Annotated in this window: 19 protein-coding genes and 1 pseudogene; 10 read left to right on the top strand and 10 right to left on the bottom strand. The window is 53.0% G+C overall.

Going from position 1 to position 23,323, the window contains the following annotated elements:
- Window positions 1-4 precede the first annotated feature (4 nt).
- Window positions 5-793 carry a TerC family protein gene (locus VE954_RS29125; RefSeq protein ID WP_324959563.1) on the top strand — a complete coding sequence of 263 codons (789 nt, stop codon included), beginning with the start codon at window positions 5-7 and terminating at the stop codon, window positions 791-793.
- Between the two features lie 76 nt (window positions 794-869).
- On the opposite strand, the gene VE954_RS29130 is transcribed toward VE954_RS29125, so the two are convergent.
- Complete coding sequence (locus VE954_RS29130; RefSeq protein ID WP_324959565.1) at window positions 870-1,616, bottom strand: hypothetical protein; 747 nt, start codon at window positions 1,614-1,616, stop codon at window positions 870-872.
- A 342-nt stretch (window positions 1,617-1,958) separates the two neighbouring features.
- Between VE954_RS29130 and VE954_RS29135 the strand changes: the two genes are divergently transcribed.
- The 6 genes and pseudogenes from VE954_RS29135 to VE954_RS44485 all read left to right on the top strand — a co-directional run.
- Window positions 1,959-3,293, top strand: a complete 1,335-nt coding sequence (locus tag VE954_RS29135; RefSeq protein ID WP_324959567.1) for a hypothetical protein — start codon at window positions 1,959-1,961, stop codon at window positions 3,291-3,293.
- 72 nt (window positions 3,294-3,365) lie between these two features.
- Window positions 3,366-4,028, top strand: coding sequence for a hypothetical protein (locus VE954_RS29140; protein ID WP_324959569.1), 663 nt, complete (start codon window positions 3,366-3,368; stop codon window positions 4,026-4,028).
- 66 nt (window positions 4,029-4,094) lie between these two features.
- On the top strand, window positions 4,095-5,360 hold the full coding sequence (locus tag VE954_RS29145) for a serpin family protein (protein ID WP_324959571.1): 1,266 nt from the start codon (window positions 4,095-4,097) through the stop codon (window positions 5,358-5,360).
- 146 nt (window positions 5,361-5,506) lie between these two features.
- Entirely contained in the window at window positions 5,507-6,394 is an 888-nt protein-coding gene (locus VE954_RS29150) for an endonuclease/exonuclease/phosphatase family protein (protein WP_324959573.1), read from the top strand.
- Window positions 6,395-6,922: 528 nt separating this feature from the next.
- Window positions 6,923-7,975, top strand: coding sequence for a hypothetical protein (locus VE954_RS29155; protein ID WP_324959575.1), 1,053 nt, complete (start codon window positions 6,923-6,925; stop codon window positions 7,973-7,975).
- A 443-nt stretch (window positions 7,976-8,418) separates the two neighbouring features.
- Window positions 8,419-8,763: pseudogene (locus VE954_RS44485) on the top strand (response regulator); the annotation flags it as partial.
- Between the two features lie 304 nt (window positions 8,764-9,067).
- On the opposite strand, the gene VE954_RS29160 reads toward VE954_RS44485, so the two are convergent.
- The gene (locus VE954_RS29160; RefSeq protein ID WP_324959577.1) at window positions 9,068-9,838 is read right to left on the bottom strand and encodes an SDR family oxidoreductase; all 771 of its coding nucleotides are present in this window, start codon (window positions 9,836-9,838) and stop codon (window positions 9,068-9,070) included.
- Between the two features lie 65 nt (window positions 9,839-9,903).
- Between VE954_RS29160 and VE954_RS29165 the strand changes: the two genes are divergently transcribed.
- On the top strand, window positions 9,904-10,527 hold the full coding sequence (locus tag VE954_RS29165) for an HAD family phosphatase (protein ID WP_324959580.1): 624 nt from the start codon (window positions 9,904-9,906) through the stop codon (window positions 10,525-10,527).
- Here VE954_RS29165 and VE954_RS29170 read toward each other — a convergent pair.
- From VE954_RS29170 to VE954_RS29190, 5 genes are all read right to left on the bottom strand, one after another.
- Complete coding sequence (locus VE954_RS29170; protein WP_324959582.1) at window positions 10,524-11,606, bottom strand: BamA/TamA family outer membrane protein; 1,083 nt, start codon at window positions 11,604-11,606, stop codon at window positions 10,524-10,526. The genes VE954_RS29165 and VE954_RS29170 overlap by 4 nt on opposite strands.
- Before the next feature lie 111 nt (window positions 11,607-11,717).
- Window positions 11,718-12,509, bottom strand: coding sequence for a crotonase/enoyl-CoA hydratase family protein (locus tag VE954_RS29175; protein ID WP_324959584.1), 792 nt, complete (start codon window positions 12,507-12,509; stop codon window positions 11,718-11,720).
- Between the two features lie 18 nt (window positions 12,510-12,527).
- Entirely contained in the window at window positions 12,528-13,649 is a 1,122-nt protein-coding gene (locus VE954_RS29180; protein WP_324959586.1) for an acyl-CoA dehydrogenase family protein, read from the bottom strand.
- A 15-nt stretch (window positions 13,650-13,664) separates the two neighbouring features.
- Window positions 13,665-14,834: an acyl-CoA dehydrogenase family protein gene (locus VE954_RS29185; RefSeq protein WP_324959588.1), complete on the bottom strand. Its 1,170-nt coding sequence runs from the start codon at window positions 14,832-14,834 to the stop codon at window positions 13,665-13,667.
- Between the two features lie 32 nt (window positions 14,835-14,866).
- Window positions 14,867-16,060: a saccharopine dehydrogenase family protein gene (locus VE954_RS29190; RefSeq protein WP_324959590.1), complete on the bottom strand. Its 1,194-nt coding sequence runs from the start codon at window positions 16,058-16,060 to the stop codon at window positions 14,867-14,869.
- A 216-nt stretch (window positions 16,061-16,276) separates the two neighbouring features.
- On the opposite strand from VE954_RS29190, the gene VE954_RS29195 reads away from it, so the two are divergent.
- A complete protein-coding gene (locus VE954_RS29195; protein ID WP_324959594.1) occupies window positions 16,277-17,140 on the top strand; it encodes a hypothetical protein in 864 nt (287 codons plus the stop codon).
- Between the two features lie 10 nt (window positions 17,141-17,150).
- Here VE954_RS29195 and VE954_RS29200 read toward each other — a convergent pair whose 3' ends face one another.
- Together VE954_RS29200 and VE954_RS29205 are read right to left on the bottom strand one after the other, a co-directional pair.
- Window positions 17,151-17,432 carry a hypothetical protein gene (locus VE954_RS29200; RefSeq protein ID WP_324959596.1) on the bottom strand — a complete coding sequence of 94 codons (282 nt, stop codon included), beginning with the start codon at window positions 17,430-17,432 and terminating at the stop codon, window positions 17,151-17,153.
- A gap of 118 nt (window positions 17,433-17,550) precedes the next feature.
- Window positions 17,551-20,310 (bottom strand): TonB-dependent receptor plug domain-containing protein, encoded by a 2,760-nt coding sequence (locus VE954_RS29205; RefSeq protein ID WP_324959598.1) that lies wholly within the window; start codon window positions 20,308-20,310, stop codon window positions 17,551-17,553.
- 385 nt (window positions 20,311-20,695) lie between these two features.
- Between VE954_RS29205 and VE954_RS29210 the strand changes: the two genes are divergently transcribed.
- A complete protein-coding gene (locus tag VE954_RS29210) occupies window positions 20,696-21,946 on the top strand; it encodes a hypothetical protein (protein ID WP_324959600.1) in 1,251 nt (416 codons plus the stop codon).
- Here VE954_RS29210 and VE954_RS29215 read toward each other — a convergent pair whose 3' ends face one another.
- Window positions 21,947-23,302 (bottom strand): aromatic amino acid ammonia-lyase, encoded by a 1,356-nt coding sequence (locus VE954_RS29215; protein WP_324959602.1) that lies wholly within the window; start codon window positions 23,300-23,302, stop codon window positions 21,947-21,949.
- Between the last annotated feature and the right edge of the window lie 21 nt (window positions 23,303-23,323).

The raw sequence follows: 23,323 nt of genomic DNA on the forward strand, positions 1-23,323 counted from the left end.
TTTTATGGACTTTATGGCATTACTTAGCTCACCGGAAGCCTGGCTCAGTCTTATCACCCTGACGGCAATGGAAATCGTCCTTGGCGTCGATAACATCATTTTCATTTCGATCCTCTCATCCCGGCTGCCACCCGCCGATCGGGATAAGGGCCGTCGACTGGGCCTCATGGGTGCCTTCGTCTCAAGGATTTTGCTGCTATTTACCCTTACGTGGATCGCAGGGCTGGTGCATCCGCTGTTTGAGGTTGCCGGTTATCCGGTTTCAGGCAAGTCCATTATCCTTTTTGTGGGCGGTCTCTTCCTGATCTGGAAAGCGACCAAGGAAATCCACGGCAAGATGGAAGGTGACGAGGATGGTCACAATGTGAAAGGCGCTGTGACCCTGGGCAGTGTTCTGGTGCAGATCGCTTTGCTTGATATCGTATTCTCACTCGATTCGGTGATTACAGCGGTTGGGATGAGTCAGCATATTTCCATCATGGTCGCAGCCAACGTCATCGCCCTCGGTGTTATGGTCTTTACCAGTAAATCCATCGGCGATTTTGTCGAGCGTCATCCCACGATTAAGATGCTGGCCCTATCCTTTCTGATTATGATTGGTCTGGTGCTGGTCGCGGATGCTGCCGGTCTGCATATCCCGAAAGGTTACATTTACTTCGCCATGGCCTTCAGTGTGGCCGTTGAGATGCTGAACCTGCGTTCCAATAAGAAAGCCAAGCTCAAGGCCCAAGCTAGCAAGACTCAAGGCAAGGGCAAAGGCAAGGTGATTAGCCCTAAAGCTTCAAGATCCTGATCAGAAAAAAAGAAAGGGCCCGGCGGGGGGACTTGCCGGGCCTCTCATGTGAAACAGAGGAATTACTTCCGCTGAATTAGCGTAAATGGACTGTATAATTGTGACCAAAGTTGTTGTCGATGAAAGTCTGTCCTGCCACCTCGTAGGTGAAGTAGTAACTGAGTTCATCGATCGTCTCGTTCAGATCCGGCTTGCCTGACCAGATTTCAAATCCGTCGTCGTTCGGCAGCACCACGCTGCCCCGTCCATAGTTGAACACCCTCTCGTAACCCAGATCCAGTGACTCACTGTTTTGCCAACCATCATGGCTGAAGTGCAGCCGCACGCGTTTGCTGTAGGCAAAGTTTTTGATAGCAGCATGGAACTGGGCCGCGCCCTTGCTCATGACCTGAGGATTGTAAATCGCCATCAAGGATCGTTCACCGTAGAGCACCGGTCCTGATCCCTGACGAAGAAGGATCGTGGTGCGCTCGGCTGCGGGTTGGGGCGCCTCTGCAAAATCAATCTGAACCAAAAAGCTGCCAGGGCCCAGGTTGGCAAAGGCTTCCCAGATTTCCAACCCGGCCTCGGCTGGCCCCAGATAACGGGCCACCACTCGGTGAGGAGAACCATTTTCTTTTTGAAAGATGATGCTGACGTTTTTTTCAAAACTCGTATTAGGAACCAAAACCTTGACATGAACACTCTGCGACGTTTGACCGTAAGCCTGGGTGTTGATGCTCGACATTTCCAGAAAGGAAACGTCGAGTCCCGCGACAGCCGAAGGGCCTTGACTGCAACCAAGTAGCATAACCATTGTCCGTAACCAGTGTGTGCCAGTCATGTCTTATCCTCCTGTCGATGTAGTAAAATTACAAGATTTAAGAGGAAACGGGAAGGTTTTTGTCGAAAAATTTCGGATGAAGAAAGTTTAAAAACTGCGAATTGGTGGGATTCGTCGGGTGCAGCTGCCAGAATTCCGTATATGTAAGTTTCCTACAGAATTTAACGGATCGAAGGGATGGCATCAGAGTCGGAACGAGCTATAGAAAAACTCCTAACTAACATGGCTATCAGTAAAAATAGATTTTTTTATATCTTGACGCAAAAGTTTCTCAAACTTAAACATCAATCAGACTTATCGAACTGTCTCTTCTGAAATGAATTTGTAAAAAATGAGTGAGCCATGGATAAACTTCGGACGTGCTTCGTCGGATTCGTTTGCATTCTATTGCCTATTTTTCACCAGACGGCCTTGGCCCTGGTGACTGCAAACGCTGATCCCACATCGCTTCTGAGTGTTGGGAACTGTTCAGCTTCCGATGTTCAACATTGTGAAGAATTAAAACAAGAAATCCAAACGCTGTGGAGTCGTCTTCTTCCCAAGCTCTCGCCTCGCGAACGCGCTTTGATCCGACTTCAGATCAACCGTGCGATGGAAACGTTGGATGGACTCAAGCGTGGCGATGATCCCCAGCAACGCGATGCTATCGATCGAAAATATCGGGCTTTGGCGGAAATCCTGCAGAATACGCCCCGTGACCTGTGGGCCGAGGCCCCGGATGTTGCCTATCACCATCTGGAGATGAAGGCCGTTCAGGAGGTTACCGATCGTTTTGGTAGGCTGGAAATCAGTCCTGACCAAATCAGCCGCAAGGATACTCCGCGTTGGCAAAAGCGGGAAGTCACACCGCCCTGGGCGGGCTATTGGTACCCGCGTTATGATCCCATCCTTTATACCGGTGATATGTCTGTGTTCGCCAAGGTCGACCGTATGATGACCCGGATCGGCCGTGAATCCCAGGCTCAAGCGTTGGAAAACTCGATGTCCTCCAGTCATCCGGAAAGCTGGGAAGGCCTTTGTAACGCCTGGTCCAATGCCGCGATGATGGAACCTGAACCCAAAAACTCGATCGACGTGCTGGGTGAGTCCCTGTCGATTTCAGATCAAAAAGCAATCTTCACCAAACTCTACGAAGCGTTTCCTGTGACCGTTTTCGGTGTGCGGTATGACGGTGATTATATCAGCGATGGAACCTATCAGGATATCCGTCCGGAGGCCTTGCATCGCATCATGCTCAGCGTGCTGGGCGATCTGCAAAGGCCTTTTATCATCGACGATACCGCCGGCGTTGAAGTGTGGCAGCAGCCTGTTTTTAAGGTGGAATGGGTCATCCATCAGGACGAATCGATCCAGGATGCCTACCAAGTGTCGATGCGCCTCTGGAAAATCAAAATGCGCTCCCAGGTCAGCGAGGACCTGACCAACCGCAATGATTATGCCTTTGAACAGTATCAGTATCGGCTCTTCGTCGATCCCGCGATCAAAGCTCAGGAAGGCCGTTTGCTGGTGATCGCCGGGGAGTGGCTCGGGACATCGCGCAAGAATCATCCTGATTATGTTGTGCTGCCGCAGGATAACGGTTGGCCCGCATCCCACAATACCTGGCTGCAGAGTAATCTGGATCCTATCCTGGCTTTGTTGCGCCATCCTGCAAGTTTTCTTCATAACCCTGAATAGATTCTCTGGCCCTGGAACATCCCAGGGGCCCGGGTTGTCGGATAAACCGAATATCGAGAAAAAGGATTAACTATGAAAATCGCCGTATTGACCTCTGGATTGCTTTTAATGTCTTTGCCTATCTTCGCCGCCGGCGCCCAACAGGTGGAACTGGGCAGTGATCAAACTTATACCATCGATGGCATGAAAGACCGCTGCCGACTGTTCCAAGGCTCGGCACAGTTGAAGCCATTCTCCATCCGTATTGAATGCTCGAAGACAGAAAACCGCTGGGACGCGATCTCCCAGAAGAGACCCCTCCCTATGTGGGTCGAGTATAATGCCGCAGGCCTCGGCAAAGGCATTATCGCTGCTGAAAAAGTCAAAGAAAACCTTGCGCCTCAGGAATATGAGTGCGTGAACTATCAGGAAAAAACCATTCTTTATAAAGGCTATGTGGAACTCAGCTGCGACGAATTCATTCAGCAAGTCAGCAGCCTGAAAACCCTCTGTGCAGAAGGCTTTGTGAGCAAAGACGGAGCCGAATCGCTGGTCGATTGGCAGCAGGTCGGTGAGCAGGAAACCGGCAGCCAGTTCACCAATGGCTGTCAATCACAGATTGAGGAAGTGGGCCAGGCACAACAACCTGGAACCCAGCAGAAGCCTGGACAGCAGCAACCTGGTCAGCAGGCACCTGGACAACAGGCACCTGGAGACCAGGCTCCCGGTCAGCAGGGTGAAGCTGAAGCCAGCTAAGACCACACAATTTTAAAACATGGGGGGTTGTCATCAACCCCCTTTTTTTCCATAAGGAGTCCGATCATGAAATTCCCATCTCTTGTATCCGGCATCCTGAGCGTCTGCGTTCTATCGGCGCCTGTCATGGCGGGCGCTCCGGTCACCAGCGATGCCGCGCGGGCCAATAATGAATTTGGCTGGAGCATTTTCGAACAACTGCAGAAGCCCCAGGTTCGAACCGAAAATATGCTCTTTTCGCCTTTAAGCGCCTGGCTGGCCCTGTCTTTAGCCAGCAACGGAACCGAGCAGGAAACCCTGCAGGAAATCCAAACTGTCCTTCGCACGAATCCGTATTCCCTGGTCGAGGCCAATCCTTTGGTGCGTGACTTCATGCGTGATTTGCTGGCGGATACCAACGGCACAGAAGTGCTGCGGATTGCGAATGCGATCTGGGTTAATAGCGACAGCTTCCAGTTGGCCGAAAAATTTCAAAATGATGCAGAAACTTTTTATGCAATCCTGCCCGAGCAGGAGGTCGTCACCAGTGAATCGTTCCAGGAGATCTCGACGGTTCAGCATATCAACGACTGGGTTTATAAAAGCACGGGCGGCATGATTCCCAGCATTGTGGAGCAGCTGGAACCCGACATGGCCTCGCTGCTGTTCAATGCTCTTTATTTTCAAGCGCAATGGCTGACTCCCTTCGCCACGAATCTAACAGCCGATGGTGCTTTCCAGCTGGCGGACGGCTCGACCAGATCCGTGAGCATGATGCAGGCCAACGAATTTGGGGTGCCTTTTGCCAGCAATGGCCAGTATAAAATGATAAGTCTGGCTTTCCGCAAAGGTGAAGGACCCAGCGGCGAAGGTGAGCCAGGGCGCTTTCAGCTGGATCTGGTGCTGCCGGAAACAACCGAAGGCAGTATCTTTGATATGAAACAAAGTGATTATCAAACTCTGATCGGCAGCCTTCGGCCGGAAGTTGCTCGAGTGGCTGTTCCCAAATTCACATTCTCATTTGAAAAATCATTGATTGAGGCCCTGCAGGCCCTGGGCATGCAGCGAGCTTTCCGTCCAGGCCAGGCGCAAATGGGGCCGCTCGGTACACCCACGCAGGGCGGTGAGGCTTATATCAGTGACGTGTTGCAAAAAACAGCTGTGGAGATGGATGAGCATGGATTCAAAGCGGCTGCGGTAACGGCCGTGGTGGTTGGGACAACGTCGGCTCCGGTGGCAACCGTCAGCTTTGTTGCCGATCGGCCTTTCTTTCTGGCTCTGCGTGATCGGGTGACCGGCGCGCTCCTGTTCCAGGGTATCGTGGCCAATCCCGAAACCGCGACTGCTGAATAGGCGTGAGTCAAGTCTCCTCCTATGGAACGTGAACTTGGGATCACCGGGATTTCATCATTATTGAAGTGTCACGTTCCTTCACCCCTGTTAGATTCACCCCAATTGTCCGCCCCTACCATCCATGACTTTGTTTAAAGGAAAAAGCTATGCGGCTTTGCGCCTGTTTATTCCCGCTCGTCCTGATTTCCCCATCCCTTTTTGGTCAGTCCTCGCACGAACGCACGCTTAAGTTTATGACCTATAACGTCGCGGGACTTCCTGAACCCATCTCATCGAGTTCGCCCGCCAGGAACACGGCAAAGATTGGTGAGCTCATCAATTCTTATGATGTTGTGCTGGTGCAGGAGGATTTTAATTATCATCATTTACTGACAGGAACCGCGCAGCATCCGTATCAGTCCAAAACCTCAGGATGGGCTGTGTTTGGCGATGGCTTGAACATATTCTCGAACGTGCCCTTCACTCATGTGGAACGGGTCAAATGGAAGAACTGTCATGGGGTTATTACCGATGGCAGTGATTGCCTCACGCCCAAAGGCATTATGCTGGCTCAATATGAAATTGCGCCAGGGGTCGTCGTCGATATTTATAATCTGCATGCGGATGCTGGCTCGGATGAAAAATCACTGGACGCGCGACGCCGGAATATCACACAACTGCTCGGACTGATCCATACCGGGTCCCAGGGCAAACCGGTTATTATCGTAGGCGATTTCAATTCCCGATACACACGCAATGGCGATATTGCCGAACAGATCATCGAGGCTGGTTTTCAAGACTCCTGGATGGTGACGCATGGTCTGACGACAGTCCCGGCCAAGGGCGGGGCGCTGAATGAATCCTGTGCCACAGAGCCGAGCAGCGCGACCTGTGAGCTGATCGATAAAATTTATTTCCGCAACGGTCCGAATCTGCAGATCTCTGTCGTGGATTACAGCGTGCCTTTTGATATTTTTCGGGATGATGCAGGCCAGCCCTTATCCGATCATAATCCAGTCGCAGCCGAGCTGAAGTTCCATTGGAATCAACCCTAGGTATGGGGTGTCGGTTGCGGAAGTCGGCTTCAGTGCATGACGACCTCGCTTTCAGAATCTGCATGCCATTTTAGTGCTGAGATCGGCTGCCAACCTGCTGACAAGAAACCTCTCGTGGTTGAGGTGGAAAAGCACGAGTTCCTTGAGTCTTCATCCAGGTTCGAGAATCGGGGGTCTGTTGTCTCCAGCAAATGTGAAAAATCTTTCATGCACTATTTGGCAGAAGTCATTTGCGGCACAATGATTGTACATTGTCTTCGTGAACAAACATATAAAAAACCCATGTAAAATAGACTTGCATGATGCATAGACTATGAATAATCGATGTTCAGTGGAACGCACTTCACAGAATATTTCTCCATTCTATCGTTATGGTAAAAAGGATTCCATCGCCTCTTCAATGAGCTACTGTTCGTTTCGTACTCAATTCAGACGCGCTTAATCCGCTGGACTGCATCTTGCTATTAATCCTCTGCCAGTAGCTCTCCTCACCTATTTAATTAATTTACTTCAGCAGAGGAAACTCCCATGACCTTAAGTGAAAGTAATCAAGAAGACATCCTTGCCTCCCAATCCCCTTCATCTTTATACAAAAGAGTTTCGTGGGCATCAGTCCTGGCAGGCGTTGTTGTGGTTCTCGTCGTTCAGCTCGCTTTAAGTCTTCTGGGTATCGGCATAGGGGCAAGTACCGTTGATCCTTTGACAGAAAAAAATCCGGTAGCTGGGATGGGGGTTGGAAGCGGAATATGGCTTGCGATTTCCACGTTGATTGCTCTTTTTGCGGGCGGCTGGGTTGCCGGAAGACTGTCAGGAATGGAAAGAAAAGTTGATGGATCGCTCCATGGAATACTCACATGGGGACTTGCCACCCTTCTCACATTTTATTTTATGACCTCCGCTGTAGGCGGGCTGGTGAGTGGAGCGGCTAGCATGGTCAGTCGTGCAGCCAATCTCGTCGGCCAGGGCGTTTCATCCTCAGGATCACAAATTGCCGATGTCGTGGAAGGTCAACTGGCTGCCAGGGGAATCGACATGAGTGATATTCAGCGTGAAGCCAAAGAGATCCTTCGCCAGACAGGCAAGGCGGAATTGCAACCTGAACAAATGGCCAGGGATTCAAGAGAAGTGGCCAACCAGGCCCAGACCGGTACTGAAAACACACTGAGAAATCCTGACAATTCATCAGAGGAGCTCTCCGCGCTTGTCAACCGCGTCTTTACTCAAGGAAAGCAAACATTGGATGCAGCTGACAAAGAAGCCTTAACCAATGTCATTGTTGCCAGAACCGACATGACGAAAGAGGAAGCCTCGACCACGGTGGATCGTTGGCATCAGACTTTCCTGAGTGCCCAGGCCAATTTTGAAAAGGCCAAGGTTGCCGCGGAACAGCAAGCACGCGAAACGGGAGATGCCGCAGCCAAAGGTCTATCGAAAGCTTCCCTTTGGGGGTTTGTTGCCCTGGTATTGGGTGCTATTGCTGCTGCAATTGGCGGCTTCATAGGCGTCATGTCTGATATAAATTTCCTGACTCGCAACAAGAAGTCAGGCACCAATTTTCGGCAGACAGTTCTGCATTCTTAAATAGATCTTTCGTTTTGAATCATCGCCCATTCCAGGCAAAACGAGTGCTGGAGACAACGGAAAGACCATTCCGTTATGGTCTCCTTTTTCAATACATGCCGCATCAAGCAGCAGTTTTAGCGAGTGAAATGTCGGAACATCTCATGCAGGAAGTCTAAGCTGGTTCATCTTTTGGGCCGTGGTCCTTCTCGTGGCCGCGTTCAGACCTTGCCATTTTCTGCCAACTCAACCGCAGATCCTAACCTTCGCAGCATCAGACCTGGAGTTGTGCACATGATTCGAATTTGATTCGATAGCCAGGGCTGCCTGCAGGTTTCAAGCTGAAGCGCCCGGAAGCACGCCTACTGTAGGACAATTGATAGATTGAAATTATATTTTGCGTGATAGTGTGCCGTGAAGAGGTGACGGCAATGTAAAGCAGTTTAAAAACAGTTCTTGTTGTTGAAGATGCAGATGACCAACGATCCATACTGAAGCGATTCGTACTGAATTTAGGGCTCAATGTAATCGCGGCGGAGGACGGAATCATTGCAACCCAAATTCTGAAATCCAATACTGTTGATCTTCTCATTACTGATTTCATGATGCCAAATATGGACGGAGCCACTCTCGTTGACTGGTGCCGATCAAGGTCACTGCAATTTCCTGTGATTTTATTTTCAGCAGGGGCCAAATCCGTTAAAGTGCTTGAGCTAAGGTTGGAGGATCATGATTCAGTTGTGATGAGGGGCAAGCCTTTTGACCTTGATTGGCTGGGTGCAATTATTCAAACTCTAGACTGCGCCTAACAAAGAGCCTGCACAATTGAGGACCCGAGTCAGTGACTTTTATCCAAGGCGTACTTCGAGCAGGAGTGGATACCATCAGTATGCAACGGTTTCCTGGCTGGGAGCTTGTGTGGACTTGCGACCGACGGGTAGCGTAAAATGGAAAGTGCTTCCGCGCCCCGCTTCAGTCATGCTCCGGACTCTACGCATGCCAAGGCCCAGCCTTTTCTTTTGTCTTCAATGGCTGATCTTGCACGGTAGAACTCCAATTGCAGAGGACGAATGGGGCGGCAAGCCTGCCTGAAAGCGGCAGGCCAGCATTGACTTACTTCATGAACATGGCGATGCCGCGGACAACCAGACGACTTGGGAGCAGACGAGGAAGGTTGGCCGAGACTTTATTCAGAAGGCCTGCCACCTGGCATTCCTCGCGCGCGAACATCGCGTTCACACCATGCCGTGCCACGTCCTGCGAGGACATCATGATCGTTTGAAAGGAGCGGCTGAGTTTGTGCTGCGCCTTGTCAAAGAAGCCTGTCAAGGTTGGGCCTGGACAGAGTGCGGTCGAGGTCACGCCGTCCGCCCGTGACTCGTAATTGAAAGCCCGTGAGAAGTTGAGCACAAAACTTTTGCTGGCCGCATAGGCGGCATAATTCGGCAGGGGTTGAAAGGCTCCCGTGGAAGCGACCTGCATGATATAGCCGTTTTTGCGTTCCCGCATTTTGCGACCATAGAGCCAGGTAAGGTGGACCAGGGCATCGATATTCAAATTGAGCATGCCCTGGACGTCGTCGATGTTGCTGTCCAGGAAAGGTCCATAGACCCCACTGCCTGCATTATTGACCAGGACTTCCGGCACGATGCCCCATTTATCAGTTTGATGGACCAGACTTTCGCTGGCGCCAGCCTTGGCCAGATCGATGGCCACAATGCGAACCTGCCTGGATCCTGACGCGAGCTGCCTTTGGGCCTCTTCCAGTTTATCCTTGGACCGAGCGACCAGGACCAGATGATAATCGCGCTCCGCCAGTAGCTTCGCAATGTCCAAGCCGATTCCTGCCGAAGCGCCGGTGACGATCGCCCATTTTTCTGTCATGATGATTCCTTTCCATGTTCTGGATCTGCAATGAATTTTAAGGTTGGACGGGCGGGGAGACAAGCATGCAAGAGTGTAATGCTGTCATTTTTGATTTGGGTGGCGTGCTGCTGGATATAAACTACCAAGCGACGGAAAAGGCTTTGCGTGGTCTCTTGGGTCCGCGCAGTGACCATTATTACCTGCAAACTCAACAGAGCCCCCTTTTCGATGATTTGGAAACGGGCCGCATCGAACCTCATCACTTTCATCAGGGTCTTTGCGAACTGGCTGGGATCACTCTCAGTTCCACAGCGATCACTGAGGCCTGGAACGCCATGCTGGGTCGTATGCCCCAGGCCCGGATGGCCTTTGTGCAAAAGGTTGCCGCACGGCGTCGCGTGTTTCTCTTGAGCAATACCAACGCCATTCATAAGGCGGCGTTTGATCAGATCATTGCGGCGGACCTGCCGGGCCAGCCTTTTGATGATTTTTTTGAAGCCGCTTACTATTCGCATTTGATTGGCCTTCGCAAGCCTGATCCGGCCATCTATCGTTATGTCACCGACCGCCATGGCCTGGATCCAGCCCGTACCCTCTTTATCGATGATAATCAATCCAATGTGGAAGGGGCTCGCCTGGCCGGACTGCAGGCCTTCCATTTGCAGGGTGAACTGCTGCTCGCCCCGCTTGATTTTTTGCTCCATTAAAACGCATTGCCGTACAGCACATAAACGCCGACGATATCCTGACTGAATCCGACATCCAAACGTAGATTATTCATGCTTTTGCGATCTAGGAAATAATCGAGGCCAAGACCTCCGGCGGTCCTGGTGTCCTCAGCCTTGAGATCGCGCAGGCGTCCGGCGTGCGCACCGACTCCAGCAAAAATCCGAAAGCCCCAGTCCTGACGCCACAGAGTTCGCCATTCCGCCTGTCCGTAACTGATGGCATAGTCGCGAAACTGATTGCCATAAAAACCGCGCAAGACCTGGTTGCCGCCCAGTCCCTGTAAAAGATAAAAAGGCACGTCCACACGATTCATCTGAGCGGCGTGCATTTGCAGAGCCAGAGTCTGGCGCTCGTCCAGGGGCAGGTAGTGTTTCCAATCCAGGCCGGCGAGCCCAAAATGTCCCTGATCGCGATCGGTTTTGAAGCGTTGGGCTTGATAAAAACTCCGAATCAGATGACCCGATGTCGCACGGACCCGGCTGCTGCGGCTGTCATGCCCGAGCCCCAGTCCCATGGAATGCTGCTCACCCTTGTGTCCCCAACGGGAAAATTCCGCGTCAACACGCGGAGTCGGATCGTCATGATTTTCAGTGAATCTCTGCCAACCCGCTCCGTATTCCACGTCCCAAAACAAACCATCATAAAAAATATTCTTGATCCGTGTTTCCACGCTGAAACGTTTGTCTCGATAGCTTTCGGCATCATCCGGATGCAGAGTGACGCTGCCGCTGCCATAGTATTCGCTGGGAAAATCCTGGCCCGAAAGTTTACCGGTCCATTCCCAGCGTCCCTGGTCCCAATAGATCTTAGGTTCAGCGACGGCAATGACCTGCTTTTTTTGAGTGACGGTAGCAAAGGCCACTAGCTGCGAGGGATCACCCTGTTCGAGATCGTTGAGGTTGCGGATGAGAAAACCGCCGCCACCCAATCCGGTGTCAGGAGTGAAAAACACAACGGGCAGAAAGCGTGAAAGAGGCGGGGAAGGGGCTTGTGTTGCAGAAGCTGCACGAAGCGGACAGGATAAGGCAACCCAAAGCAGAACGAGCAAAACCCGCATGATGACCTCAATGATGGGCCGTGAATGCCCGGATACCAGAGTCCCTTCTACAGCAAGCGAACTCTGGCCGCAATGAGTTCAGTGCGGGTTGATGATGACTTCCGACCAAACTTAGTGTCCTGCGAAATCCCCAGGCCGGCGTTCCATAAAGGCCCGCAAGCCTTCCTTCACATCCTCGGTGCCTGCCAATTGCATCAGACGCGGAAAGAGGCCCGCAAAGGCCAGGTCCTCGCCATCGCGCAGACTCTCCCGGGCCGAAGCCAAGGTCGCCTGCACGGCGAGCGGTGCCTGAGCTGCTATCGAGGAGGCGACTTCCATGGCTCGCGTCAGCTGTTGACCAGGTTCGACCAGTTCCTGAACCAGACCCAGACGATACGCTTCCGCCGCCGGCAGTTCCTCGCCGGTCAGAAGATAGCGCATGGCATTGCCCCAACCCAGTTCATGCACGAGGCGAACCGTGGCACCTCCAAACGGAAAAATGCCGCGTTTGACTTCCAACTGAGCAAAGCGGGTATCCCGCGCGGCAATCCGAACATCCGCGGCCAACATGGTTTCGGTGCCGAAGGTATAACAGATCCCCTGGACTGCAAAAACAATGGGCTTACGGCAGATACGCCCGGCCGCGATGCCGAAGGGATCACAGGATCCTTCCGGATATTCGGGCATGTGACCGCCGGATATAATATCCTGCCACTTGGGAAGATCAAGACCCGCACAGAAGTGATCTCCCACGGCATAGACCACACCCACGCGAAGTTCCGGGTCCTGATCCAACACGCCATACGCTGTGGCCATTTCAAAGAACATTTCAACGTCAATGGCATTGCGCTTGGCTGGTCTATTGATGCCGATCGATAGAATGGAACCATGACGCTCGACCAATATTTTTGCTTCGCTCATCATTTGCTGTCCTTTCTCGTGTCAGAACTCCAAAGCGCGCGCATAACGATCCCGATGGAAACTGGCGTTGCCGAACAGCTCCGTATTGATGCGACTGCGCTTCAGGAAAAATCCAATATTATGTTCATCGGTCATGCCGATGCCGCCATGCAATTGAATCGATTCTGTGGCGACCGCATGGAAGACATCACTGAGTTTGCTCTTGGCCAGACTGGCGAACATGGTGCTGTTCGGATGATCTTCATCCAGGGCCGCGAGGCTTCTCTGGACCACCGAACGCGAGACTTCCAGTTCACAGTAAAGGTTCGCCATGCGGTGCTGCAGAGCCTGGAACGACCCGATCGCCACACCGAATTGCTTGCGTTCCTTCAAATAGGCCAGGGTCATTTCAAAGGCAGCCGTGGCGGATCCCAGCATCTCGGCGGCGAGGCTCGCGGCTCCGGCGTTGCGCAGATCTTCATACGAAGCGGCCGCGCCACCCAAAGGACCCAGCAAAGCCGAGGCGGGAACTTCCACACGCTGCAATTCAAGGTGAGCGGCTGGACGGCCATCGATGAGACGGAAGTGTTCCCAGCGTAAACCTTGGTTTTCCTGCGGCACTAAAAACCAGGAGAGTCCCTGATCGGTGCGGGCCAGGACCAGGATTTGATCGGCTAACCTTGCATCCAAAACCAGCGATTTACGGCCATTCAGCACATACTGGGAACCTTGCGCCCGGGCGGTGGTCGCATGATCCTGGTCGTGGTGCTGACCTTCATCATGGGCCAGAGCGATGATGGTTTCACCAGCTGCAATCGCCGGCAGAAGTGTCTTCTTTTGATTTGGAGATGCGAGTTTTTGTATGAGACGGCTGGCCCCGGCAACGGTGGACAGAAGGGGTGTGGCAGCCAATTGTCGGCCGGCTGCTTCCAGGATCAGACCCAGACCGCGGAACCCAAAATTCAATCCGCCATGATCCTCGTCAATAAGAATACCGGTCCACCCCAGTTCGGCCATTTCCTGCCAGGCTTCGCGCGGAAAGCCCATGGGATCATTGGTGTCGCGAATGCGCCGCAAGTGATTGATCGGCATTTTTTCGCGAAAATAATTGGCCGCTGAAACCTGCAGTAGTTTTTGTTCGTCCGTCAATTCCCAAGTCATCATAATGCCACCTCTCCTTCAGGGTAATCCCAACACACGTTTGGCAATGACATTCAGCTGAATTTCGCTGGTGCCGCCTTCGATCGAATTGCCCTTGGATCGCAGCCAATCACGGGTGGCTTGCCGATCCTTCTCATCACCGGTTCCCTCCCAAACGAGACTTTGAAATCCGGCCGCTTCCATCATCAGTTCGTATTTGCGCTTATTCAGTTCCGTGCCATAGAGCTTGAACATCGACGACGCTGCACCCGGGGAATGTCCAGCTTTTTGCAAGGACAGCTCGCGTTCCAGAGTCCATTCAAAGGCGGTGTTGTCCATGTGCCAGGCGGCCAGACGCTGACGGAAATGTTCATCGGCGAGACGGCCGTTCAAGGACGGCATTTTTTGTTTGGCAACTATTTCAAGGGGCAGTTCACTGGCTTTTTTATTGATTTCGCTGATGGCCTGACGCTCATGCGTAAGCAGGGCTTTGGCAATCTGCCAGCCGCCATTCAAAGGACCAATGAGGTTATCCTGTGAGGTTTTGGCATCACTGAAGAAGACTTCACAGAAGGGTGAGGCGCCACTGATCAAACGGATCGGCTCGGCTTTCACACCGGGCTGATGCATATCAATCAGCATGAAGCTGATGCCCTGCTGTTTGCCAGCGCTGGGATCCGTACGGACGAGGCAGAAAATCCAGTCCGAAGAATCCGCATACGACGTCCAGACTTTTGAGCCGTTGATCACAAACTGATCGCCGACCAGCTCGGCACGCGTTTGCAGACTCGCCAGGTCCGAGCCAGCGGCGGGCTCACTATAACCCTGGCACCAACGGACCTCACCTCGGGTTATCTTGGGCAGGTAAGCTTTTTTCTGCTCTTCCGTTCCATATTGCAAAAGAACGGGACCCAGCATCCAGATGCCAAAACTGAGAAGGGGCGGCCGGCAGCCCAGCTTGGCCATCTCCTCTTTCAGAATCAAAACCTCTTGCGGCTTGAGTCCTCCACCGCCATAAGCCTTGGGCCACTCAGGTGCGGTCCAGCCTTTGGCGGACATGCGCTCAAGCCAGATTTTGGAGTCGGGATTTTTAAACTTTTCCTGACTGCCACCCCAAACCTCTTCCTCTTCCACTATCGGTGTTCGCATCGATACCGGACAATTGGCGTCAAGCCACTGACGAACCTCTACGCGAAAATCCTGAAGCATGTTTCCCCCTTTAACGAGTGTTGTGTAAGGGCTCAGACAAATTCCGTACGAAAACGGAAACCCGCCTGTTCAAGTCGTTTGGTTAATTGATCGCCGAAGGCGACTGTTGGTGTCACAAAACCTTTCAGATTCTGCTGCTGATAGGCATTTTCTGCGGCCAATCGTGCGGTTTCGCAGGAAAGGGCCACGGTCACATCGTTGCCTGGATCGCCTTCGCGTTCCATACGGACGATGAGTTTGCACAGACCCTGGCTGCGGCAGACGAGTTGCCCGCGGAAAAATCCGTTTTTGCGCGCCTCATCGGATGGGCCTTCCCCGGGTTTGGGACCGAAGCGCCGGAGCAGACTGCGGCCCATTTTATTGCCCGTGAGCACGCTGAAGCCCGCCAGCACTCCCGTTGTGAGACCAGCCTGAACCGGACCGAGATTACGGCCGACGACCATGCGTTCTTCATATTGGAAAGGATGATCCGGCTTGCCCTGCTGCGCGCGCAGCCATGACGAGCGGCGCACGACGGCCTTGTTGATGGGCCCCATGAAAAACGGCGCGGTCCAGCGTTCCAGCACGGGTTCATAACGTGGCTTCAAATCCGGTTTGGGACCACGCGGCCAGCTGGAATCGGGAATCAATATATTGGGATCGAAGAGTTCGCGGCCGGTGCTGTGTTCGGCAATATTTAAAGCCGACGCCAGCGTGCCTCCATTCAGGCCGCCACGAATCTGATAGTAAAGGCTCAGCTCGTCCAACAGGAATCCGCGACTGCGGGCGGCAGCGAGCGCCAGGTATACAGTAAGATCCGCCGGTATCGAATCAAAACCACTGAAAGGAATGAGGCGGGCTCCGGTGGTTTCCGCTTCCTTCTGATAGCGTTCGATCATGGAGCGAATAAAAGGAGTCTCGCCGGTAATATCCAGATAATCACGTCCCCATTTCGCGCAGGCTGCGACCACGGGTTCGCCGTGGATGGCAAAAGGGCCTGCAAAACTGAGAACGACCTTGGTTTTTTGCACCATGGCATCAATCGATTCGGGACGCGTGGAATCAGCGATCACGATCTGCGGCTTTCGGTGGCAGGACTGTTGAATCGCTTCCAGCTTTTCTTGATTTCGTCCGGCTATGGCCACGCGTAATCCTTCAGCACTGCCGGCACGGGTAAGATACTGGGAGGCAAGACGGCCCGTGAAGCCAGTGGCGCCATAGATAACGAGATCAAAAGCGGTCTGCATAGTTTCCTCCGAGAGTTTGAGAGCAGCAGCCTGTTTTAGCACAAGCTTTCGTGGTGGCAAAGCGCTTCGTTCGCGCCTTGCAAGAAGCGCTTGCTCCCAAAAAACGATGATAAACGCGGCAAACATTCAATAATCCTGCATTGATTTCCTCTGTCGAAATCGATAGCCATAAAGAAGAAGAGCCACTTTTTTAATGTTCGTTTTGAGAGGATGCCCATGAAGCGTTTCTTAATGTCGGTTCCTTTTGCCTTGTGTTCCTTAGGTTCTGCACAGGCGATCACATTTCCTGAATTTGGCAAGCCGCTGCCCCATGCGCCTGACTTCGCTATGGAAGCCGTTGCGAGCTACGATTTTGAAGGGATTGTCGCGTTATCGGGCTGCTCGGGCAGTCTGGTTCGTTTCGAAGATAGTCTCGATTCCGATCAGGCCATGGTTTTGAGTAACGGTCACTGCGTGAGCATGATTCAGCCAGGAGTGGTGCTGAGCAATCAGAATACCAGTCGCACCTTTGATATCCTGAGCAGCAGCGCCTCCCGATTGGGTAAGGTGACGGCTACGAAACTTTTGTATGCGACGATGACCAAGACGGATATGAGCCTCTATCTGCTGAAGGAAACCTATCAGGACATCCTGAATAAATACGATACGAAGGCGCTGACACTGGCGAGCGGTGAGCCGGTGGTCGGCAGTGATATTGAAGTCATCTCGGGTTACTGGAAACGGGGCTACAGCTGTCAGGTGGAAGCGATCGCAGATACGCTGAAAGAGGGGAACTGGACATTCTCGAAAGCGGTTCGTTACAGTCGTCCTGGTTGTGAAGTGATCGGTGGAACCTCGGGCTCGCCTGTGGTTGGCAAGGGAACCCGGATCGTCGTGGCGGTGAACAATACGATCAATGAATCAGGACGCAAGTGTGAGGTGAACAATCCTTGCGAGGTGGATAAGAACGGCAACATTACTTATCAAAAAGGCACGGGCTACGCGCAGCAGACCTATTGGATCTACACCTGCCGCAACAGTGCGGGCAAGGTGGATCTGACGACCCCGGGGTGCCTCTTGCCTAAGCCGGCGGGTGCTTAAGCCCGCCCCGTCACTTACAATTCGCCATAGGTGCCGGGACGGCGCCCAAACTCGCCTTCGCGGGTTCGGGCTTCTTTTCCGGTGGCTTATCGCCTAGCAAGCCCTGGATGGCCTGCTCGTTGGCCTTGGCTGCCGCGGCGGCCTCAGCCTTCTTCTTATCCTCATCACAAGGCTTCTTGCCGTCCTGCAGCAGTCCCCCTATATCCACATTGTCCTTGGTTTCCGGGGTTTGTGGATCGGACAAAACCGGTGTGGTCAGCAAAAATATTGCGCTCAGCCATCGACGTGCCATGCCATCTCTCCTGGGTTGAATTCCTGTCGCCCCTTCCACTCGTACCATAAAAAAAGCGAGACTTCCCATGGGAAATCCCGCCCTGTCCCTCTCCGAAAACGGCGAGGCTTCTTAGCTCTTACATACGCTGCCGGAGCGCCACGTAGAAGCGGCGACCCAATGCATCGTAATTATTGCTACCATAAGACACCAGGCCGCGTTCGCGATCCGTGGTATGCAGACCACCAATTTTATTTTCCAGGTTGAAGACGCCCAAAGAAAGGGTGCCATTCCAGGGATGATCCCAGCTATAAGTCGTATCATAGCGAGTGAACGCCTTGATGTAGCTATAGGTCGGATCATCATCGAACTCGGAGCTTTCCATGCGACCGATGGTCAGCGCATCCAGGCTCACAACATGTCCACCATTCCGTGCCGACAGGGTACTCGACCTACGGTAACGAGGAACGCCATAGGACCCCACGAATTCCTCATTAGGAGCGCCCGAAGCGACCTGCTCTTTGCGTGAGATGACGTTGGAATAGCGAGTCCTGAAATTCATGCGGGTGGAGGTGACGTTCCAGTTGAAGTTCGATTCGAGATCAAAGCCACTGGTCGTCATTGTGCCTATGTTAGCATAACTCCTTTCTATACGAGAGATCTTGCCAGCATCCGCGCGGTTAGGATCCTCCACGCGGATAACCTGTGAACTGCCAATGGGCTGGCCTGCGATCGATCGTTCGACGATGGTATTCAGACTTTCCTGATCATGCATACCTTCGATTTTGGCAGCCCAGTAGTCCGCTGTAAAATCGAAAAACTCGGCCGGTTGCAGAATAAAGCCAAAGTTATAGGCTACGGCAGTTTCTTCCTCCAGATCGATGTTGCCAGGATTGTTAACATAGACCGAATAGCTCTGGGCATCTTCACCGCAAGGGTTATCAGCACCAAGGTTGATATTGCAGTATTGCGTGTCTGTTACCCTCAAGTAGCCGCCGCTCGATTTATCATAAAGCATCGATAGCGACGGGGCTTTAAAGCTGGTGCCGTAGTTCGTGCGCAGCTTGAGGAAGGTGAATGGCGAATAACCAATGCTGCTCGCGTAGTTGAAGGTGCTGCCGAAATCGTTATAATTATCGAGACGTCCTGCAAGACCAACTTCCGTGCGCGGGGCAACAGGCAGGTTGACTTCGACGAAGGCCGAAGTCACATCACGTTCGCCTTTGCCATCGGAGTTCATGCTCCCCCAGTAGCGAGGACCCTCGTTGAAGGTCAGCTTGTCTTTTTCATCCGCGATGAGCTCGTACATCTCGTGCTGGTAGTTCATGCCAAACGCCAGACCGATATCACCGGCCGGCAGTGTGCCCACACTCCCGCTGGCAAAAGCCGTGGCGGCGTTAACACCGTTACGCTCCTTGCCGTAAAGATCAACGAAGAACTCATCAAGAACCGTTGGATCCGGCTGGAAAAGGTTCAGGTTGGGTGTCGTGCCATTGTTCGGGAACATGTTTTGCGAGAAAACCTGTTTGTCGTCGACGTTATTGTAAAAGCGCTCACGCGTGGTGCTAAAGTTCGACAGATCCACCTGCCAGTCCCACTCGTTATTGACCGCGCCACCGACGCCGACCATCGCGCCCACGACGGTATCACGGGTCTCCGTATTGCCTTTCACATAAGGCAACGCGCGTGTGGCGACTTTGATCATGGTGTCGGGATTGGCAACGAGTCCCAGGCGACCCACTTCGGCCTGGAGATCGGCTGGGGCATCGCCCAGTCGCATCATGTAATCCATGCCAGTCAACGGATCTGAGGTATCCAAGCGATTGACCTTGCCACTGGTTGTTTCGGTATTCGCATACAACAGAGTGGTGTTGAGCCGCACGCCACCGTTCAATTCGGTGTTGGTATTGGTCATCGCGTTCCATGTTTCTTTTTCTGAACTGATCTGGGCTGTACTCGCATCACGACGCAGACCGCGGCACATGACGGTCTGAGGTGCATTCTCAAAGGCAATTTGGTTTTCAACAGGACAGTTCGGGCTGGGGCGGTAAACGTAATCACCACGGGTGTTGTTCACGTTTTTGGGATCGACGATCGCCCAGCTATAGGTCCCTTCGGGGTTGGAATAAGCACTGTAACCATAGTTGCCTTTATAAGCCCAAAGCTGATCGCGATCGCGCGAGTAGAGGGGAGTGGTTCTCCCTGCTCCGACCGAGACGGTGACGTTGGTGTTGCCAAAATCCGTTCCACCCGCAACGCTGATGGTCTGGTTGTCAGCACCGCCCTGTTGCGTGGTTGTGCTGGTCAAGGCTGTGGCGACTCCGCGGAAATCCTTTTTCAGGATCACGTTCATTACGCCGGCTACAGCATCTGCGCCGTAAACGGCAGAATTACTCATCTTGACGATTTCAACTTTTTCCACCATCTCGATGGGAATATTGTTGACGTTCACGCCACCCAGCGAAGCTTCGGAAGGTAGCCGACGACCATTGATCAGGATCAAGGTGCGGTCGGCGCCCATACCTCGCAAATTGATCGTGGCCTGACCTTCGGAGATATTGCCGCTACCACCGTTGAAACTGCCGAAGGAGTTTTCAGTCTGGTTGCGGAAGAGGTCCGAAATGCTGGTAATACCAGCTTTCTGAATTTCTGCCTGATCAATGACCTTGATCGGCACGCTGCCTTCAATATCAATTTTTTTCAGACGTGAGCCGGTCACTTGCACCTTCTCGCCGGTTTTTTCGTCGGATTTTTTGGGCGCCTTTTTTTCCTGGGTTGTTTCAGGTTTTTTCTCGATGACTCCCGTGTCTTGGGCGAACACAGAACTATTAAGAGGCAGTAAACCCCCGATGGCACAAGCAAACAATAGGTGTTGCTTCCTGGCAGTATGGTATGACATGCGGACTCCCTAGTAAATCGCGAAAAAGCCCGCCGGACCGTCGTTTCCAGCGGTATATGAGAATGCGATTAAATGTAATTGTGTGGATACACAAAGGGCTGCTTGGAGTAAACAAAAAATGAAAATTGATGAGTCGTAAATCATGCCGACTGCTTGGATCGCTCGTGATGCTTAACCTATAGAGAGTATGAACTTTGTAAATCTTGGTGCAGAAGGATTTGCTGTCAGCGTATCGAGCCATGCAGACTGCGAAATCATGTGCAGGGTGTGCGAACGATCAAACCCTTACCACAATTTAGAAAAAATGCCTTTTCTGTCGGAACAGCCTTCTGCAGTGTAGAAAAAAATTCGTCTTTGACAGTTCAGTATCACAAAGGAGAGCGCAATGAGCGTCACGAGTCTTCGTAGTCGAAGCTTTGGTGTTGGTGCGGGTTATTCTGTGAGTTTGCTGTTGGCCCTGGGAATGGGTCTGAATGCATGTGGGACGCAGGCTTCGTTGGAGCAGACGTCTCTTAAACAGGAAGGGGCTACGCCGCAATCTTATCAGGAATGGTGTGCAGACTGGCAATTGAACTGTCGTGTTCCTGATCCGGGAAAAACAACAAGCCTGAGCGCCGCTCAGTTTCAGGCGCTCAGTACGATTCTGAGTAGCGCCCTGACAAGTACTTCGGTGTTCAGTGTCACCCGCCAGGAGTTGGGTGCTGACAGTCTGAAGCAAGCGCTGACGGCTTTGCATCTGGAGGCTGTCTACCAGGATATACAGACTCGTCTCGATGCCAGCCAATGGCAGTCGGCTGGGCTGGAAAATGGAGCGCTGGTGTCCCGGCATGCGGCTGCGACGAGCCTTCGCACGGCCGAGGGTCTGGTTTGGAATCTTGAACCTGTGCAGAACGTGACGTTCATGCCCGGTGCGATTCAGCTCTCCGGATTGGGTCTGAGCGCCGATGCAGCCAAGGAAGCTACCGTGCTGCAATCCATGACTGTGGCCAGTGATGAAACGTTCAGTCTTGGATTGAATGATCGTTCGGTCCAGCAGGTCCCGCTGGATTTTGCCCTGGATAATCTCCTGTTGGCTTTTGGTTTGGATGTGACCAAGGTCAGCGATCAGGAGATTGCGCTGCCTGATCTCATCGCGGCCGGTGCGCCTCTTGTGGGTTGGCTGAATCAAAGTTCGCGGCAGATCACGTTGCAGCGCTCGTTCTTTGCGACGGCTTCAGGACAGCTCGGCGTTCTTTTGCCCGAGGATAATATGGGGCAGGCCCTCGGCAATCTGCTCAGCCGGTTCGAGACGCTGCGTACGTCCAGTGATGCGAAGAATAATCTGGGTGCGGTGTCGCTGGTCAAAGGCATGACGGCAAAGTGTGATATGAACAACGGCGAGATCAAGGTGAAGTTCTCGCCTGAATTCGGTGTGAAGCGGATCTATCAACCGAGTCCGTCGACCCTGGGTCTTGAATTTTACGGTGTGGAAGCGAGCGCGAAAAAAGCCCTCGGCATCCCCCTCAAGCTAAAGCGCGTGGAGCTGAGCGCGGATAAGATCACCATCCTGGACGTGCCTCTGATTGGTAAGGTCGATGTGAAGCTGGACGATATTTCGAATCCGGATCAGCCGACCGTACTCGCCTGCGGCGCCTGATCACGGCACTTGAAAAACCGGAAACTGAGACAGATTCAGTTCCGGTGGCAAAGCGTGGCCGTGACGCTGGCGGATCGCGCGTTCACCCACAAAGCGGTGGATGCGCGCCACGTCTTTCAAAAGGACCAGCGATTCCTGGACGAGCAGCAGCGACGACATGGAAGCCGGCACCACATCCTGGTTATTGCTTTCACACGAGAAACTTAGCAGGCAGGCGGGCAGGCTCATGCCTTTGATTTTTTGTAAAACAGCTGAAGCCAGCTGATGCAAACCCTTTACATGGTTGCCGGGCTCATCCGTGCTTAAATTTTCCGGCAGGCCATGATTGGTTTCCGGGGTGACCGTCAGCAGAATCTGTCGATCCATGAGGTCCGCGAGGCGCACGATCGCGTTTTGCATCAGCTCGGCGGCACTGGCCAGCGATGCTGTATAAAACAACCCACCATGCCAGATGCCTTCGTCCAGGACGACAGGATTGTCGGCCAATTTCAGAGCTTCCCTTTGAATCTTGCCCGCTGCGAATTGCAAGTTATCTTCAATATCCAGAAAAATCTGCGGCGCGCAGCGAATCGAATATCTCTCCTGAAGAATGGATGGGGCACGCGTTTCAGGTGTGCGCCTCGATTGCAATTCGGTTTGCCAGGTGCGCACCTGATCGAGCCAGCGGGTCTGTGCCACCGAAAATTGATTGCCGGCCTGCCAGCCCGCATGTCCAAAACCCTGCTTCTGCCAACCGAGACCTTCGGCATGCAAAAGCCACCCGTAGCTGACCTGGTTTTGCAAAGTGGTCAGATCATGCCAAACATCAATGGCAAGCGAAGCCATCATCGCATTGGTATTCACCAGAGCCAGGACATCACGCGGTCCCTGGGGCCGGACTTCAGCAAAAATCGGCTGGACAGCGTGGGCCATGGGAATCAGGTCCCCACTGGCGCCGAGGCTGCCGAGGTTGGGCACGGAGGGCAGGGTAACATCATCCGCCAGGCGCTGGAGTTTTTGAAACGTAGCAGGATGCAGACCGGAAAATCCCAGACCCATTTTATGACACTGCAGGCGCAAGGCCCGGCGTACAATACGTATGGGAAGTGTCGGACCGACACCAACGCACAGATAGCGTAGCAAGGCTTCCTGATGAGTCTGCCAATCCTGGATGGGAACACGGGTGGAAAGATTGTGCCCAAAGTGGGTATGCAGGCCATAAACGGCGGCCCCGTCGGTTTCCAGATGCTGCATCAGGCGCTCGTAAGCCTTTTGAATGCGCTGCGGGGCATCCGCATCCAGGGTCCAGCGGGTTTCTGTCTCACCAAGACGATAAAGATCGGCCAATTCGGTTTGGTGATCCAGGCGCAGCTGCATGATTCTCTCCCTTGAGCCTTT

Source organism: Oligoflexus sp., assembly GCF_035638955.1.
In the GTDB taxonomy this organism is placed as follows: Bacteria; Bdellovibrionota_B; Oligoflexia; order Oligoflexales; family Oligoflexaceae; genus Oligoflexus.

Excerpts from the sequence above, each read along its gene's own strand:
- VE954_RS29125 (WP_324959563.1), top strand. The coding sequence starts at position 5 with ATGGACTTTATGGCATTACTTAGCTCACCGGAAGCCTGGCTCAGTCTT.
- VE954_RS29130 (WP_324959565.1), bottom strand. The coding sequence starts at position 1,616 with ATGACTGGCACACACTGGTTACGGACAATGGTTATGCTACTTGGTTGC.
- VE954_RS29135 (WP_324959567.1), top strand. The coding sequence starts at position 1,959 with ATGGATAAACTTCGGACGTGCTTCGTCGGATTCGTTTGCATTCTATTG.
- VE954_RS29140 (WP_324959569.1), top strand. The coding sequence starts at position 3,366 with ATGAAAATCGCCGTATTGACCTCTGGATTGCTTTTAATGTCTTTGCCT.
- VE954_RS29145 (WP_324959571.1), top strand. The coding sequence starts at position 4,095 with ATGAAATTCCCATCTCTTGTATCCGGCATCCTGAGCGTCTGCGTTCTA.
- VE954_RS29150 (WP_324959573.1), top strand. The coding sequence starts at position 5,507 with ATGCGGCTTTGCGCCTGTTTATTCCCGCTCGTCCTGATTTCCCCATCC.
- VE954_RS29155 (WP_324959575.1), top strand. The coding sequence starts at position 6,923 with ATGACCTTAAGTGAAAGTAATCAAGAAGACATCCTTGCCTCCCAATCC.
- VE954_RS29160 (WP_324959577.1), bottom strand. The coding sequence starts at position 9,838 with ATGACAGAAAAATGGGCGATCGTCACCGGCGCTTCGGCAGGAATCGGC.
- VE954_RS29165 (WP_324959580.1), top strand. The coding sequence starts at position 9,904 with ATGCAAGAGTGTAATGCTGTCATTTTTGATTTGGGTGGCGTGCTGCTG.
- VE954_RS29170 (WP_324959582.1), bottom strand. The coding sequence starts at position 11,606 with ATGCGGGTTTTGCTCGTTCTGCTTTGGGTTGCCTTATCCTGTCCGCTT.
- VE954_RS29175 (WP_324959584.1), bottom strand. The coding sequence starts at position 12,509 with ATGATGAGCGAAGCAAAAATATTGGTCGAGCGTCATGGTTCCATTCTA.
- VE954_RS29180 (WP_324959586.1), bottom strand. The coding sequence starts at position 13,649 with ATGATGACTTGGGAATTGACGGACGAACAAAAACTACTGCAGGTTTCA.
- VE954_RS29185 (WP_324959588.1), bottom strand. The coding sequence starts at position 14,834 with ATGCTTCAGGATTTTCGCGTAGAGGTTCGTCAGTGGCTTGACGCCAAT.
- VE954_RS29190 (WP_324959590.1), bottom strand. The coding sequence starts at position 16,060 with ATGCAGACCGCTTTTGATCTCGTTATCTATGGCGCCACTGGCTTCACG.
- VE954_RS29195 (WP_324959594.1), top strand. The coding sequence starts at position 16,277 with ATGAAGCGTTTCTTAATGTCGGTTCCTTTTGCCTTGTGTTCCTTAGGT.
- VE954_RS29200 (WP_324959596.1), bottom strand. The coding sequence starts at position 17,432 with ATGGCACGTCGATGGCTGAGCGCAATATTTTTGCTGACCACACCGGTT.
- VE954_RS29205 (WP_324959598.1), bottom strand. The coding sequence starts at position 20,310 with ATGTCATACCATACTGCCAGGAAGCAACACCTATTGTTTGCTTGTGCC.
- VE954_RS29210 (WP_324959600.1), top strand. The coding sequence starts at position 20,696 with ATGAGCGTCACGAGTCTTCGTAGTCGAAGCTTTGGTGTTGGTGCGGGT.
- VE954_RS29215 (WP_324959602.1), bottom strand. The coding sequence starts at position 23,302 with ATGCAGCTGCGCCTGGATCACCAAACCGAATTGGCCGATCTTTATCGT.